This is a genomic window from Rhodococcus sp. M8, assembly GCF_015654185.1.
GTDB classification, from domain to species: domain Bacteria; phylum Actinomycetota; class Actinomycetes; order Mycobacteriales; family Mycobacteriaceae; genus Rhodococcus; species Rhodococcus aetherivorans.
Genome location: NZ_CP064065.1, coordinates 1,050,382 through 1,064,775, shown reverse-complemented (window position 1 = coordinate 1,064,775; position 14,394 = coordinate 1,050,382). Strand labels below are relative to the sequence as shown.

At 71.8% G+C, this 14,394-nt stretch carries 14 protein-coding genes; 8 read left to right on the top strand and 6 right to left on the bottom strand.

Going from position 1 to position 14,394, the window contains the following annotated elements; translation table 11 throughout:
* Positions 1-35: 35 nt before the first annotated feature.
* From ISO16_RS04745 to ISO16_RS04735, 3 genes are all read left to right on the top strand, one after another.
* Positions 36-1,292: a patatin-like phospholipase family protein gene (locus ISO16_RS04745; RefSeq protein ID WP_072635395.1), complete on the top strand. Its 1,257-nt coding sequence runs from the start codon at positions 36-38 to the stop codon at positions 1,290-1,292.
* A 251-nt stretch (positions 1,293-1,543) separates the two neighbouring features.
* Positions 1,544-2,245, top strand: coding sequence for an MspA family porin (locus ISO16_RS04740; RefSeq protein ID WP_006941310.1), 702 nt, complete (start codon positions 1,544-1,546; stop codon positions 2,243-2,245).
* 114 nt (positions 2,246-2,359) lie between these two features.
* The gene (locus ISO16_RS04735) at positions 2,360-2,683 is read left to right on the top strand and encodes a hypothetical protein (RefSeq protein WP_139311012.1); all 324 of its coding nucleotides are present in this window, start codon (positions 2,360-2,362) and stop codon (positions 2,681-2,683) included.
* Between the two features lie 83 nt (positions 2,684-2,766).
* Here ISO16_RS04735 and ISO16_RS04730 read toward each other — a convergent pair whose 3' ends face one another.
* Positions 2,767-3,471 carry an NUDIX hydrolase gene (locus tag ISO16_RS04730; protein WP_006941309.1) on the bottom strand — a complete coding sequence of 235 codons (705 nt, stop codon included), beginning with the start codon at positions 3,469-3,471 and terminating at the stop codon, positions 2,767-2,769.
* Between the two features lie 79 nt (positions 3,472-3,550).
* Here ISO16_RS04730 and nadA point away from each other — a divergent pair, with 79 nt between their 5' ends.
* The 5 genes from nadA to ISO16_RS04705 all read left to right on the top strand — a co-directional run bounded on the left by nadA (position 3,551) and on the right by ISO16_RS04705 (position 8,935).
* Positions 3,551-4,585 (top strand): quinolinate synthase NadA, encoded by a 1,035-nt coding sequence (nadA, locus tag ISO16_RS04725; protein WP_050035344.1) that lies wholly within the window; start codon positions 3,551-3,553, stop codon positions 4,583-4,585.
* A 2-nt stretch (positions 4,586-4,587) separates the two neighbouring features.
* The gene (locus tag ISO16_RS04720; protein WP_072635415.1) at positions 4,588-6,186 is read left to right on the top strand and encodes an L-aspartate oxidase; all 1,599 of its coding nucleotides are present in this window, start codon (positions 4,588-4,590) and stop codon (positions 6,184-6,186) included.
* The gene (nadC, locus tag ISO16_RS04715; RefSeq protein ID WP_072635394.1) at positions 6,187-7,056 is read left to right on the top strand and encodes a carboxylating nicotinate-nucleotide diphosphorylase; all 870 of its coding nucleotides are present in this window, start codon (positions 6,187-6,189) and stop codon (positions 7,054-7,056) included.
* A 162-nt stretch (positions 7,057-7,218) separates the two neighbouring features.
* The gene (locus tag ISO16_RS04710) at positions 7,219-8,622 is read left to right on the top strand and encodes a WS/DGAT/MGAT family O-acyltransferase (RefSeq protein WP_072635393.1); all 1,404 of its coding nucleotides are present in this window, start codon (positions 7,219-7,221) and stop codon (positions 8,620-8,622) included.
* 16 nt (positions 8,623-8,638) lie between these two features.
* A complete protein-coding gene (locus ISO16_RS04705; RefSeq protein ID WP_006941289.1) occupies positions 8,639-8,935 on the top strand; it encodes a DUF2470 domain-containing protein in 297 nt (98 codons plus the stop codon).
* A 7-nt stretch (positions 8,936-8,942) separates the two neighbouring features.
* Here ISO16_RS04705 and ISO16_RS04700 read toward each other — a convergent pair whose 3' ends face one another.
* From ISO16_RS04700 to ISO16_RS04680, 5 genes are all read right to left on the bottom strand, one after another.
* On the bottom strand, positions 8,943-9,578 hold the full coding sequence (locus ISO16_RS04700; RefSeq protein WP_072635392.1) for a LysE family transporter: 636 nt from the start codon (positions 9,576-9,578) through the stop codon (positions 8,943-8,945).
* 29 nt (positions 9,579-9,607) lie between these two features.
* Positions 9,608-10,846, bottom strand: a complete 1,239-nt coding sequence (locus ISO16_RS04695) for a glycoside hydrolase family 1 protein (RefSeq protein ID WP_072635414.1) — start codon at positions 10,844-10,846, stop codon at positions 9,608-9,610.
* Positions 10,843-11,967, bottom strand: a complete 1,125-nt coding sequence (locus ISO16_RS04690; RefSeq protein ID WP_006941284.1) for an alpha/beta fold hydrolase — start codon at positions 11,965-11,967, stop codon at positions 10,843-10,845. The genes ISO16_RS04695 and ISO16_RS04690 overlap by 4 nt, the downstream gene beginning before the upstream one ends.
* A gap of 76 nt (positions 11,968-12,043) precedes the next feature.
* A complete protein-coding gene (locus ISO16_RS04685; protein WP_006941283.1) occupies positions 12,044-12,460 on the bottom strand; it encodes a hypothetical protein in 417 nt (138 codons plus the stop codon).
* 84 nt (positions 12,461-12,544) lie between these two features.
* The gene (locus ISO16_RS04680) at positions 12,545-14,233 is read right to left on the bottom strand and encodes a PHA/PHB synthase family protein (protein WP_072635391.1); all 1,689 of its coding nucleotides are present in this window, start codon (positions 14,231-14,233) and stop codon (positions 12,545-12,547) included.
* Positions 14,234-14,394 lie beyond the last annotated feature (161 nt).

The window sequence follows — 14,394 nt, the reverse complement described above, 5'->3', positions numbered from 1 at the left end:
ACAATCAGCGCCACGTCCCCTCCGGAAGGATCAACGTGTCGGTGCAGTCCGTGCGGCGCAAGAAGATCGCCATCGCCTGTCAGGGTGGAGGTACGCACGTCGCCTTCACCTGGGGTGCGCTCACCTCGATTCTGCGGGCCAAGCAGCGGTGGGACGCCGACGGCGGCACCTCCTTCGATCTGGTCTCGCTCAGCGGCACGTCCGCCGGCGCGTTGTGCGCGCTTGCGACCTGGTACGGCCTGGCCCCCAACGGATCCGACCCGGACTGCGGCACCGTCGACAAGGCCGTCGAACGACTCGACCACCTGTGGACCGTGTTCGCGGCGACCAACCCCGCCGAGACGCTGCACAACCTGGCCGGGCAGGTGCTGCTGCGCTGGAAGGCCGCGGGCGTGGCCCTCCCCGAATCGAGTCCGTACGCCGCGGCGGGCCGCCTCGGGCTGCTCGGCCTGGGATCGGTGGGTGCCCGCCCGGAGTACCTCGGATTCCAGGGCCTGCTCGCCTCGCTCTGCCCGGACTTCGACTCGGTCGATTGGAAGCTCCTCGCCCAGAACAATGTCCGGGTCATCGCCGGCGCGATCGAGGTGCTCAGCGGCAACTTCGAGACCTTCGACTCGGACAAGACCCTGGAGGAACTGGGGCTCAAGCCCCCGCCGGAGCGCGACCAGTACGGCGCGACGCGGTGGCGGATGCGACGCGCCCTGTCGCTCGACGGGGTGGCGGCGTCGGGCACGCTGCCCGAGCTGCTGCCCGCACAACCGATCGAGAACCTCGAGTTCCCCACTGCGGACGAAGGCACCACCGTCCGGCGCACCGGCTACTACTGGGACGGCCTGTATTCGCAGAACCCGCCGGTGCGGGACCTGCTGGACACCGAGACCTGCGACGACAAGCCCGACGAGATCTGGGTGGTGCGGATCAACCCGCAGGAGTACTCGCCGACCTCGTTGCGCGTCGGTCTCGAGGAGATCCGCGACCGGGAGAACGATCTGGCCGGCAACCTGTCGCTGAACCAGGAACTCGACCACATCCTCACCGTCAACCGGTGGATCGACAAGTACGGCAACGACGCCCCGCCCCTGACGGACCGCAAGACCGTCGTGGTCCGCACGATCAAGATGAGCCGGGACTCGGCGTGGACGCTGGACCACGCCTCGAAACTCGACCGGAGTCCGCGGCACCTGGCGGCGTTGCGGGCCGAGGGCACGGAACTCACCGAGCGGTGGCTGGCCGACTGGCGCGCGGCCGGCGACGGTTTCCCCCGGTACCCGGCCGACGCCCGGTATACGTAAGGCCGGCATGTGCCGGACCTCGCTGTAGGTTCTCGCGGAACTTGTCATCTATGGGCGGCCGGTCGGTGCCACAGCGGTGTGAACCAGGCGCTGCCGGAGTGCTGTGATCCTGCCTGCCCGCCCGTGGTGGCGTCACGTTCAGGACACGCCGCGCCCCGGTTCGTCCGGCGAAATCGCGTGTGCTGCTTCTAGGCTGTGCGTGCGTGTCGGAGGTCACGCCACTTCCCACCTCCAGGAACGAGGTCGTCACGATGGTCCACCGCTTCTCCGGCAACCGATTCCGTCCGAATGTCGTCCGGGGCACCGCGCTCACCGCAGCCGTGGCGCTGAGCGTGCTCGTCGGCCCGGGCGCCGCCACCGCCGCCGTCGACAACGCCCGCGTGCTGCCCCTCGCGGACGGCAACGCGATCGAGGTGTTGCAGGCCGACACCTCCATCCAGGGCGTTCTCCCGCTCGACAGCTCCCCGCTCAGTGTCGAGTTCTTCCACGACGGTTCCGCCACCGTGAACATCACCGGGCCCGGTGCCGCCGACTACACCGGCACCAAGCTCACCCTCGGATATCAGATCGGCTACCCGGTCGCGGTGCCCGGTGCGGTGGTGCACATCTTCACCCCCAGCCTGGACTGGGAGGTCGGCAACGAGGTGGGCGTCAACGTCGAACTGGCACCCGAATTCGCGCTGGGCCTCGACGCGAGCACCGGCGCGACGATCGGCGGCTCGATCATTCCCGAGCAGGAGATCGAGGTCGAACTCGCCCCCGGCGGCATCACCGAGGTCGCCATCGTCGAGGATCACGAGTTCGACGGGGATTCGGTCACCGTCCGGATCGCCGGCGTGCACGGCTCGGTCTCCGGTGCCGTCGGGCCGGTGACGGTCCGGCCGTTCGCCCGCGCGATCACCGCCAACAACGACACCGTGGTCACCTACGGCGTCCCGCAGCGCCTCAACTGACGGGCTCCGTCGGTGGTGGCCCTGGATCCCAGCGGGTCACCACCGACGGAGGCGGAGGCGATGCTCATCGGCGTGTGACCGAGCGTTGACGTCGAGCTTCTACCGTGCACTGCCGTGGCGATGACGCTGATCGACGACACCTACCGGATTCTCGATGTCGCCCCTGAGGGGGACGCGGTCCGCATCCGCCCGGACGACTCTCAGGCCTTCGAGCGGGCCCACTTGCGGGCACCCGCTGCCGGCCGACGCCGCCGTCTGCCGCCGGAGCCCCCAGCGGACGGCGACGGCGCCGAACATCTCGGTGAACGCGAGGCGCGCGCCTGCGATTCTTCGCCGAGCCCCCGAACCGGCTCGGCCGGCTCGCCGCAGCCCTGTGCCACCGCGACGAGCGGCTCCGCGGATTCGGCGCGTTTGCCGGCACCGACCTCCTCGAGGTAGCTCACTACGCGCTCGCCGCCACCGTCCACTCGGCCGGGCCGTCCTGCAGTTGCCGATACCGACGCAGAGAACCACACCAACCGTCAGCCCGGCGGGCGCAGGGCGGCGAACTCGTCGGTGACGCGCAGGCGCGACTCGGTGAAGCGGAACAGTGCCGGGGGACGGCCGCCGGCACGCCCCGGCGGGGCGGTGGTGCCGGTGGGGGTCAGGACGTCGCGGCGCTTGAGCACGCGCTGCAGGTTCGTGGCATCCACCTGGTATCCGAGTGCCGCGCAATAGATCTCACGTAGCGTGGACATGGCGAACTCGGCGGGGGCCAGCCCGAAGGCGATGTTGGTGTACGAGAGCTTGGCGGCCAGGCGGGTGCGTGCGTTCTCGACCATGACCCCGTGGTCGAAGGACATCGCCGGCAGGTCCGACACGGGATGCCAGGCGGTGTCCTCGGGCAGGTGGGGATCGGAGGTGATCGGCACCAGCCCGAGGTAGGTCGAGGCGATCGTGCGCGGTCCCGGCACCCGGTGCGGATCGGAGAACACCGAGAGCTGCTCGAGGTGCGCCACCTCGCGCACGTCGACCTTCTCGGCGAGCTGGCGACGGGCGGAGGTGGTGAGGTCCTCGTCGTCGCGGAGGCGGCCGCCGGGCAGCGACCAGGTGCCCGCCTCCGGGTCGAGGGCGCGCTGCCACAACAGCACCCCGAGCTCGGTCTTCGTGCCGCCCTGGGTGTCCGGAAATCGGCGAACCTGGAACACGACGATGAGCACTTCGTGAAGGGTGCTACCATGTGTCATGTTTTCGATCCTAAGTCGAAAACCCCCGAATACGGAAATCCGGGCAAAGCCCGCCCGGTGCACGGCGAAGGAGCAGGCCATGACCACTACGACGTGGGCGGGCGCGCACACCCCGATCCAGGACGGACCCGGCGGCTACACCGGCGTCGAGGCGACCCCGGAGTGGGCCGAGGAGATCCGGCGACTGGCGCGCGAACGCAACGCCACGCTGCTGGCGCACAACTACCAGCTGCCCGCCATCCAGGACGTCGCCGATCACGTCGGCGACTCCCTCGCCCTCTCGCGCATCGCCGCCGAGGCCGAGGAGGACACCATCGTCTTCTGCGGCGTGCACTTCATGGCGGAGACCGCGAAGATCCTCAGCCCCGCCAAGACGGTCCTCATCCCGGACGAGCGGGCCGGGTGCTCGCTCGCCGACTCGATCACCGCCGACCAGCTGCGCGAATGGAAGGCCGACCACCCTGACGCGGTCGTCGTCTCGTACGTCAACACCACCGCCGAGGTCAAGGGCCTGACCGACATCTGCTGCACCTCCTCGAACGCGGTCGACGTCGTCGCCTCCATCGACCCCGACCGCGAGGTGCTGTTCCTGCCCGACCAGTTCCTCGGCGCCCACGTCAAGCGCGTGACCGGCCGGCAGAACATGCACATCTGGGCGGGCGAGTGCCACGTGCACGCCGGGATCAACGGCGACGAGCTCGCCGCCAAGTCCAAGGCGCACCCCGACGCCGAGCTGTTCGTCCACCCCGAGTGCGGCTGCGCCACCTCCGCGCTGTACCTCGCCGGTGAGGGCTTCGTCGCCGACGACAAGGTCAAGATCCTGTCCACCGGCGGCATGCTCGACGCGGCCCGCGCCACCGGCGCCAAGCAGGTCCTCGTCGCCACCGAGGTGGGGATGCTGCACCAGCTGCGCAAGGCGGCGCCCGGCGTGGACTTCCAGGCCGTCAACGACCGCGCGTCCTGCCCCTACATGAAGATGATCACTCCGGCCGCGCTGCTGCGCTGCCTGCAGGAGGGCAAGGACGAGGTCCACGTCGACCCGGCCGTCGCCGAGCGGGCCCGGCAGTCGGTGCAGCGGATGATCGCGATCGGCAACCCCGGCGGCGGGGAGTGACGATGTCCTCCGGCGTCGGCGCGGGTCGAGCGGAGCGGCGGGACACGATCCGCTGGGAAGCCCGCGCCGACCTCGTGGTGGTCGGGGGCGGCGTGGCCGGCCTCACCGCCGCCCGCGCCGCGTCCCGGCGCGGACTGCGGGTGCTGACCGTCAGCAAGGGCGGCCCCACCGACACCGCCACCCAGTACGCGCAGGGCGGCATCGCCGTCGTCGCCCCGGGGCCGGCGGATTCCGTCGACTCCCACGTCGCCGACACCTGCGCCGCCGGCGCCGGGCTGTGCGACGAGACGGCCGTGCGGTCCATCGTCTCCGGCGGGCAGGACGCCGTCGCGGCCCTCACCGACCTGGGAGCCGTGTTCGACCGCGGCCGTGACGGCGGCATCGCCCGCACCCGCGAGGGCGGCCACAGCACCCGCCGCATCATCCACGCCGGCGGCGACGCCACCGGTGCCGAGATCCAGCGTGCCCTGGGCGCGGCCGGACTGCCGGTGCTCTTCGGTGCCGCCGCCGCCCGCGTCCTCACCGACACGCGCGGCGTCACCGGCCTGCTCGTCCTCGACGACCGGGGCCTCGGTGTCGTCCACACCCCGGCCGTGCTGCTGGCCACCGGCGGCCTCGGGCAGCTGTACGCGTGCAGCACCAACCCGCCCGGCGCCACCGCCGACGGTATCGCGCTGGCCCTGCACGCCGGTGCCGCCGTCGCCGACCTCGAGTTCGTCCAGTTCCACCCGACCGTGCTGTTCGCGGCCGGATCCGTCGGCCGCCGCCCGCTCGTCAGCGAGGCCGTGCGCGGCGAGGGTGCCCGCCTCGTGGACAGTGCCGGCCGCCCGGTCACCGCCGGGGTGCACCCCCTCGGCGACCTCGCGCCGCGCGACGTCGTCTCCCGTGCCATCGCCACCCGGCTCGCCGAGCTCGGCGACGACCACGTCCTGCTCGACGCCCGGCACCTGGACGGGTTCGCGCGGCGCTTCCCGACCGTCACCGCCTCCCTGGCGCAGGTGGGCCTGGACCCGGCCCGCGACCTGATTCCCGTCGCTCCGGCCGCGCACTACTCGTGCGGCGGGGTCGTCACCGACGTGTGCGGCCGCACCGGTGTACCCGGGCTGTACGCGGCGGGCGAGGTCGCCCGCACCGGCCTGCACGGCGGCAACCGGCTCGCCTCCAACAGCCTGCTCGAGGGCCTCGTCGTCGGCGAGCGCGCCGGTCTGGCCGCGGCCGAGGAGCGCGGGGGGCTGCGCGTCGAGACCGCCGACGCCGACCTGCCCGTCCGGCCCCGCGCGGACCGGGCGGCGTTGCAGCAGCTGATGACCCGGCACGCCTCCGTCGTCCGCGACGCCGCCGGGCTCGCCGTCGCCGGGGCGGGCCTCACCGCCGCCCCGACCGGCCGGTGCACCGACGCGGCGGCGCTCGAGGACGCCGCGCTCACCGTCGCGGCCCGGGCCCTGACCCTCGCGGCCGGCGCCCGCACCGAGAGCCGCGGGTGCCACACCCGCGACGACCATCCCGAATCCGACCCCGCGCAGCGTCGCAGCCTCGAGACGCGTCTCGACGCCGACGGCGAGATCATGCTGCGCACACCACAACTCACAGGAGCACACTGAATGGCCAGCACCGAGCTGCCCGCCGGACTCGATCGGGACGAGACGCTCGCGCTGGTGCGCGTCGCCCTCGACGAGGACCTGCGCTACGGCCCGGATGTGACCACCGCCGCCACGGTGCCGGCCGACGCCGTGGCCACGGCGTCGGTGGTGCCGCGCAGCCCCGGCACCGTCGCCGGGATCGACATCGGTCTGCTGGTACTCGACGAGGTCCTCGGTGCCGGCGACTACGAGGTGCTCGACCGGGCCGTCGACGGGCATCGTGCCGCGGCGGGGGAGGCGGTGCTCACGGTGCAGGCCCCCACCCGGGGCCTGCTCACCGCCGAGCGCACCATGCTGAACCTGATGTGCCACCTGTCCGGGATCGCCACCGCCACCGCGCAGTGGGTCGACGCCGTCGCCGGCACCGACGCGAAGATCCGCGACAGCCGCAAGACGCTGCCGGGCCTGCGGGCGCTGCAGAAGTACGCGGTGCGGGTCGGCGGCGGTGTCAACCACCGGATGGGTCTCGGCGACGCCGCGCTGATCAAGGACAACCACGTCGTCGCCGCCGGTTCGGTGATCGCGGCGCTGCGGGCCGTGCGGGCCCAGGCCCCCGACCTCGAGTGCGAGGTGGAGGTCGACAGCCTCGAGCAGTTCGACGAGGTGCTCGCCGAGAACGTCGAGCTGATCCTGCTCGACAATTTCCCGCTGTGGCAGACGCAGATCGCGGTCCAACGGCGCAACACGCACGCGCCGCAGACCCGCCTCGAGTCCTCCGGGGGCCTGACCCTCGACGTGGCCGCGGACTACGCCCGCACCGGGGTCGACTACCTCGCCGTCGGCGCGTTGACCCACTCGGTGACCGTCCTCGACCTCGGTCTCGACATGTGACGCCACGCCGGGGCCGCGCTTGGCACCGGCCGCATCGATCGCGTACAACTGGCTACGTATCCGCCGCCGTGAGGCACCTCACGGCGGCGGCGCGCGTCCGGCGGGTCACAGGGGGTCCGCCACTAACCAGTTCCCCGTCACCGGGGAACGGAGAGACCTCGCATGCGTTTGCCGATGTCCCCGATCGACTCGATGTTCCTGCTCGGCGAGTCGCGCGAGCATCCCATGCACGTCGGGGGACTGATCCTGCTGCAGCCGCCGCCGGGCGGCGACGCCCGTTCCCTGCGCGCGCTGTTCGACGCGGCCCTCGCCGGTGACGACGTCGCGCCCCTGTGGCGCCGGCGCGCGGTCCGTTCCCTCGCCACCCTGGGGATGTGGGCGTGGGAGGACGACCCGCACTTCGACCTCGAACACCACGTCCGTCGCGACGCCCTGCCACGCCCCGGGGGCATCGCCGAACTGCGCGCCCTGGTGTCGCGGCTGCACAGCACCCTCCTCGACCGCAGCCGGCCGCTGTGGGAGATGCACCTGATCGAGGGCCTCGCCGACGGGCGGTACGCGATCTACACGAAGATCCACCACGCTCTCGCCGACGGTGTCGGCGCGATGCGGCTGCTGCACCGGGCCCTGAGCACCGACGCGGACCGCACCGACATGCCGGCGCCCTGGGCGCGCTTCCCGTCCGCCGACCCGCCGCACTCCGCGGTCGGGACCGCGCTCGACCTGCCGAGCATGACCGTGCGGGCCGTGCGCGGCGTCGTCGACGAGGCCGCCGGGATGGTGCCCGCGCTGGTGGGGACCGTGGACCGGGCCCTGCGGGGCCGCGGCGGCGCGGTGTCGCTCACGGCGCCGCGCACGATGCTCAACGTGTCCATCGCCGGTGGCCGCCGCTTCGCCGCGCACGACTGGTCGCTGACGCGGCTGCGGCGCGTCGCCGAGGCCGCCGGCGCCACCGTCAACGATGTCGTCCTCGCGATGTCCGCGGGAGCGCTGCGCGCCTACCTGCTCGACCACGAGGCCCTGCCCGACGATCCGCTCGTCGCGATGGTGCCGGTGTCGCTGCGTCGCGGGAAGACCACCGAGGGCGGCAACGACGTGGGCGTGCTGATGTGCCCGCTCGCCACCCACGTCGACGATTCGGCGGCCCGCCTGGCCGCCATCCGGGACGCGATGGTCGACGGCAAGGAGTCCATGCGGGGCCGGTCCCAGACCGCGCTGCTGGCCACGAGCGCTCTCGGCATGGCTCCGCTCGCGGTCGGGGTGCTCACCGGCAACCGGGCCGTGGTGCGGCCGCCGTTCAACGTGATCGTCTCCAACGTGCCGGGCCCGGTCGAGCCGCTGTACTGGAACGGCGCCCGCGTCGACGCCCTGTACCCGCTGTCGGTGCCGGTCGACGGGCAGGCCCTGAACATCACCTGCACCAGCACCGACGACCGGATCGCGTTTGGGCTCACCTCGTGCAGCCGCAGCGTCCCGCAGCTCGATCGCCTGATCGCGCACCTCGACGACGAGCTCGCCGCGCTCGAACGCACCGTCGGGGTGGCGGGCGCCGACGGCGATCGGTGAGGCTAGGCTCGCCGGCGTGACTTCCTTCGACGCCGCCGTCGTCGCGGCCGTGACCGGGCACATGAACGACGACCACGCCGACGACAACCTGCTCGTGGTCCGCGCGTTCGCGGAACCCACGGCGGGCGCCGCCCGCATGACCGGCGTGCACACCGAGTTCGGCGAGTGGGTCGTCGAGGTCGGCGGCATCGAGACGACGGTGCGGGTGCCGTGGCTCGAGCCCGTCTCCGACCGGGCGGGGATCCGCACCGCGGTGGTCGCCCTGTATCACGCCGCGTGCGAGCGGCTCGGGGTGGCGCCGCGGCCGCACTGACCGGCCGTTATGCCGCGGTGGCCGCGCGGCGCACGGTGGCCAGGAACGCGGCGGCCGTGAAGAACAGCCCGGAGAACACCCGGCCCGTGATGCGCTGCTGGCGCGGCGAGCGCATCAGCGTCAGCACCCGCGCCGCCAGGCCCGTGTAGCCGGTCATGACGATCGTGTCGACGGTCACCATCGTCGCCGCGATGATCAGGTACTGCCGCAGCAGCGGGGCTGCGGGATCGAGGAACTGCGGCAGCACGGCAAGCATGAACACCACCGCCTTGGGGTTGCTCGCGTTGACCAGGAACCCGCGCGCCACCAGCGCCGGCGCCGAGCCGAGTCCCGGCGCCGCGCCGGGGTCGACCTCGGTGGGGCGAGTGCGCCACTGGCGCACCCCCAGGTACACGAGGTAGGCCACGCCGAACCACTTGATCACCGTGAATGCCGCCGCGGACCCGGCGAGGACCACGCCGACGCCGGCGGCGACCACCACGATCTGCAGCAGCAGGCCGAACTGCAGCCCGACGATGTTCCACCAGCCGCGCCGCAGTCCGTGGGCGAGGCCCGAGGACATGGACGCGATCGCGCCGGCGCCGGGGGAGAGGCTGATCATCCAGGCGGCGCCGAGCAGGGCCACCCACGTCTGCCAGGTCATCGGGCGATTCTACGACCGGGCCGGGCCGGTCAGCCCGGCACCGGCACCGGCCACGGCTCACCGGTGACGGCCCGGTAGGCGTCGACCCCGTCGGTGGGACGGCGCGTCAGGTTCGGATCCGTGCGCACGTCGACGGTATACAGGCCGAAACGTGGTGTGTAGCTTCCCCATTCGTAGTTGTCGGTGATCGACCAGTAGTTGTACCCGAAGACGGGGGCGCCGTCGGCCGCGGCGCGGCGCATCCGGTCGACGTGCTCGCGCAGGTGTCGCGCCCGGGTCCAGCCGTCGGCGCGGGGCGCCCCGTCGGCGGTGGGCATTCCGTTCTCCACGACGTACAGCGGCAGCCCCGGGAAACGGCGGGTGTAGTGCATCAGCGCCTCGTACATCCCGTCGGGATGCGGGACGATCGAGGCAAAGTCGTCGGTGAGCGCGTGGATCGCGCTCGGGTTGGCGAGGGTGGCTCCGTAGTAGTAGTCGAGCCCGAGGAAGTCGAGGGTGTCGCGGACCCGGTCGACGAACAGGGCGTCGAGTCCGGTCTGCACCCCGGGGATGTACGCGGCGTTGGACGTCACGCGCGCGCCCGGGTCCAGTTCGTGGATCCGGGCGTAGATCGAGCGGTGCGCGGCGACCAGGGCGTCGAACATGCGGGGGACGTCGGCAGCGTCGATCCCGCCGAAGGCGAGTTCCTTCTGGACGTAGATCGTCGGTTCGTTGATCGTCACCCACATCGCGCCCAGCCCGGCGTACCGGGCGACGACCTGCTCGGCGTTGGCGAGCCATGCCCCGACCGTGGCGGGATCGCGCCAACCGCCGCGGTCGGCGATCCACCCGGGGTACACCCAGTGGTCGAGGGTGATCATCGGGATCATGCCGTGCTCGCGCACCGTCGCGACGACGTCGTCGTAGTAGCGCAGTTCGGCCTCGTCCCAGCCGTGCGGGGTGGGCTGGATGCGGGACCACTCGACCGAGAACCGGAACACGTCCACCCCGAGGTCCGCGGCCGCGGCGATGTCCTCCCGGTAGCGGTGACGGAAATCCACCGAGGTGCCGACGAGTTCGTGGGTGCGGCCCGACGCGGCGTACCTGGTCCAGTTGCTGTCCGGCGGGGAGCCTTCGGATTGGAAGCCGGAACTCGACACGCCCCACAGGAACCCGTCTCCCGCGGCGTGGGCGGGCGGGGAGGACCCCGCCGCGGCGGCGGCCGCGAGGGCGGCCGTCAGCACCACGGCGGCAGCGGCCCTCCGTACCGCCGCGACGGCGGTCCTCATCGGGAGTGCGCGGCGATCCCGGCCGCGAGCCGAGGCCACAGCTCGGTGAGGGCGCGCCGGCCGACGAACAAGCCGAGGTGGCCGGCGTCGACGTCGTGCACCGTGATGTCGCCGGCGGGTGTGCTGACGTGGTCGGCGAGGGCGAGGACCTGTCCCGGTGGCACCACGAGGTCGTGCCGGCCGAGGACGATGTGCACGGGGCACTCGATCGCGGCCAGGTCCACCGGACCGGCCGCGGTGGTGACGGCCCCGGCGACGAGGTCGTTGCCGACGAACAGGTGCTCGAGGATCCACGTGCGGAATGCGGCGGGGATCTCCTGGCGCCAGAGGAACCACCGTCGTTCGTCGATCGCCTGTCCGAGGGTGTCGGGGTCGTTCAGCAGGCCCAGCAGTTCGAGGCTGCGCTGGACCTCGCTCACCGGGTCGGTGGGCAGCACCCCGAACAGCCGAGAGGCGTCGTACCACAGGTTCAGCACGGACGCGGACACCGAGCGTGGCACGTGTTCGAGGGCGCCGGCACCGGGACGGTCGGCGTGGAAGTCGATCGGGGCCCCCGCGACGGTGAGGCTGTGCACGGTCCGCGGATGCAGTGCGGCGTGCATCGCCGCGAGCCAGCCACCCTGGCTGCCGCCGACCAGGTTGACCCGTCCGCCGAGCAGTTCGACGGCCTCGGCGAGGACGGCGAGATGGTCGTCGAGGGAGGCGCCGTCGGTGACCGGGCCGGCGGGCGCCCAGTCCAGGCAGTACAGCCGCGACAACCCGCCGCTGCGCAGGGCGGAGACCTGGCTGCGGTCGGGGGAGAGGTCGACGATGCACGAGTGCGATCCGGACTGCGGCGGCAGCAGCAGGGTGGGGACGGCCTCGGGGGCGGGAGCGTCGGGGTCGCTGCAGTCACGCAGCCGGGCGAGCGGCCAGGAGTGCGCGACGGGCCACGGGTGGGCCCAGCGCGGGGGTTCGCGGTCGGTGAGCACGCGCCACCAGTCGGCGATGTCGCCGGCGACGTCGAGCGGGTGCGCGCCGCGTCGGCTCAGGGTGGCCAGGTAGGTGCTCCAGCCGGCGATCGCCGCCGCCCCGAGACGGAACGGGGCGGCGGCGATCGCGACGGTCTGCAGGGCGTTCATGGGGTTCATTGAACCGGCGCCCGGTGCGTGGTGCCCCTCTTCCGACGCGATCGCGTCGGAAGAGACGCACAATCGATCACTTGAGGAGATCGCGTGCGGTGGTGGTCACCGTGGTGGTGAGCTCACGGGCGAAGGAGACCTGCGCCTTGGTGAGGTCCTCGACCCAGGCGATCGGGGTGGCGGAGGCGATCTTCTCCTGCAGGTCGAGCAGGCTGGTCACGGCGCGCTCGTAGGTGTCGACGGTGAGGTTGCCGCTCTGCTTGGCAGCGTCGACGACCTTGTCGTTGAACTCGCTCAGGCGGGCGGCGCTCTCGTCGAGAGCCTTGGTGAACTCGGCGGTGGCCTGGTTCGCGGCGGTGGTGGCCGACTCGGCGATCTTCTGAGCGGCGGCGGTGGCGTCCGCGGTGGCCTTGGCAGCAGCCTCGTTGGCCTTGGCGGTGTCGGCGGTGGTCTTGGCGACAGCGGCGTCGACGGGGGTCTTGGCGGTGGTCATGGCGTACCTTCCGTTCGGGTGTGTGAGGGCGCCTCGGAGGACGCAGTTAGCAGGTTAGCAAGATGAATGCTAACGCGCAAGTCCTCAGCTGAAGACGTACGTGCCCGGAGCGTCCTCGAGCGGCGGGTGGGCGGCGCTGCCCATTGCCGGCGGCGGCACCAGCTCCCCGGCGCGCTTGTTCGACCAGGCCGTCCAGTCCTCCCACCACGAGTGCTCGTAGCGGGTGGCCGCGTCGTCCCAGACCTGCGGATCCGCGGGCAGCGGCGAGCCGGTCTCGGCGTCCGGCGCCCCGACGGCCTTGAACCACACCTTCTTGCCGGGCGGGTTCACCGCGCCGGCGACGTGCCCGCCGTTGGTGAGCACGTAGCGCACGTCGCCGCCCAGCAGGTTCACCGCCTGGTACGACGATGTCCAGGGCACGATGTGGTCGTTGATCGCGCCGACGACGTAGGTGTCGCACGTGATGTCGTGCAGGTTCAGGGGCTGTCCGTCGAGCACGTAGAGGCCCTCGGCCAGCTCGTTGCGGCCGTACAGCGACCGGAGGTAGTGCGAGTGCATCTCCGCGGGCATGCTCGTGCTGTCCTCGTTCCACGCGAGGATGTCGAAGGCCGCAGGCTTCTCGCCCTTCATCCACCGCGAGACCCAGTAGTTGAAGACGAGGTCCTTCGCGCGGATCATGTCGAAGCTGCCGGCCATCTCCTTGCCGGACAGGAAGCCCTGCTGCCGCATCCGGAACTCGACGAGGTCCAGCGTGGACGGATCGGTCAGCAACCCGAGTTCCCCGACCTGGCTGTAGTCGAGCAGGGTGTTGAGCATGGTGAAGGCGGTCACGCGCTTGTCGCCGACGGCGAATGCGCGCGCGGCGGCCATCGCGGCCATCGCGCCGCCGAGGCAGATGGACAGCACCTCGATCTTCGGCGACCCGGTGATCTCCTCGACCACGTCCAGCGCGGCGGCAATGCCGTTGACGTAGTAGTCGTCCATGGTGATGTGCCGCATCGACTCGTCCGGGTTCCGGTACGAGATCATGAACACGGTGCGGCCGTGCTGGACCGCCCACTCGGCGAGGCTGCGACCGGGTGCGAGATCGAGGATGTAGTACTTGTTGATCCACGGCGGCGCGGCGAGGATCGGCACCGCATGCACCTGCTCGGTCTGCGGCGTGTACTGGATCAGCTCGATCAGGTCGTTGCGATAGACCACCTTGCCCGGGGTGGACGCGAGGTTCTCGCCGACGGTGAACGCGTCCGAGTCCACCTTCAGCGGCAGGCCGCCGCGGTTGAGCACGTCGTGCACGGCATATCGGGCGCCGCGCAGCAGGCTTGCCCCGCCCGTCTCGAATGCGCGGGTGAGCACGCCCGGATTCCACAGGAAGTTCGACGGGGCCAGCACGTCGAGCATCAGGTTCGCGAACTGGCGAGCCTTGCCGTCCTGCAGCGGATCGCCGGCGCCGGCGTCGGTGAGTTCCTCGACGTAGGCCCGCGTGGCGAGATAACTCTGCAGGAGCGAGAAGTACGCGGGGTTCTCCCGCCAGGCGGTGTCGGAGAAACGGCGGTCCCGCGGGTCGAGCGGCATCGGCGGCTTGGGATCGTCGGCGTTGAACACGCGGGTGGCCGCCGCGGGGATCTTCACCAGCCGGCCCGCGTATTCCGTCGTGGCGGCGGTGACGGCCTGGGGGTTGCGGACGGCGCGTCCGGCCACCGACTTCACCGCGGGACCCCAGCCGATCGGGTCCAGGGTCGACTTCAACTTCTTGTGCACGTGGTCGAGCAAGGGACATCTCCAGATGGGGAAGAGGGGTGTGCCCCGAGGGTGACACCGCGTGCCGGGTCGCGCATCTTACCGCGAAGTACATGCGAGCTGCACGTGGGGCGGGCGGGCGGGGACGCGGCGCCCCACCAGCCGAAACCTGAGGATGGCTCACATTATGCCGT

Bases quoted from the DNA above. Each gene is read 5' to 3' on its own strand.
- nadC (WP_072635394.1), top strand. From the start codon at position 6,187: ATGGCCAGCACCGAGCTGCCCGCCGGACTCGATCGGGACGAGACGCTC.
- ISO16_RS04720 (WP_072635415.1), top strand. From the start codon at position 4,588: ATGTCCTCCGGCGTCGGCGCGGGTCGAGCGGAGCGGCGGGACACGATC.
- nadA (WP_050035344.1), top strand. From the start codon at position 3,551: ATGACCACTACGACGTGGGCGGGCGCGCACACCCCGATCCAGGACGGA.
- ISO16_RS04740 (WP_006941310.1), top strand. From the start codon at position 1,544: ATGGTCCACCGCTTCTCCGGCAACCGATTCCGTCCGAATGTCGTCCGG.
- ISO16_RS04695 (WP_072635414.1), bottom strand. From the start codon at position 10,846: ATGAGGACCGCCGTCGCGGCGGTACGGAGGGCCGCTGCCGCCGTGGTG.
- ISO16_RS04700 (WP_072635392.1), bottom strand. From the start codon at position 9,578: ATGACCTGGCAGACGTGGGTGGCCCTGCTCGGCGCCGCCTGGATGATC.
- ISO16_RS04690 (WP_006941284.1), bottom strand. From the start codon at position 11,967: ATGAACGCCCTGCAGACCGTCGCGATCGCCGCCGCCCCGTTCCGTCTC.
- ISO16_RS04710 (WP_072635393.1), top strand. From the start codon at position 7,219: ATGCGTTTGCCGATGTCCCCGATCGACTCGATGTTCCTGCTCGGCGAG.
- ISO16_RS04730 (WP_006941309.1), bottom strand. From the start codon at position 3,471: ATGACACATGGTAGCACCCTTCACGAAGTGCTCATCGTCGTGTTCCAG.
- ISO16_RS04685 (WP_006941283.1), bottom strand. From the start codon at position 12,460: ATGACCACCGCCAAGACCCCCGTCGACGCCGCTGTCGCCAAGACCACC.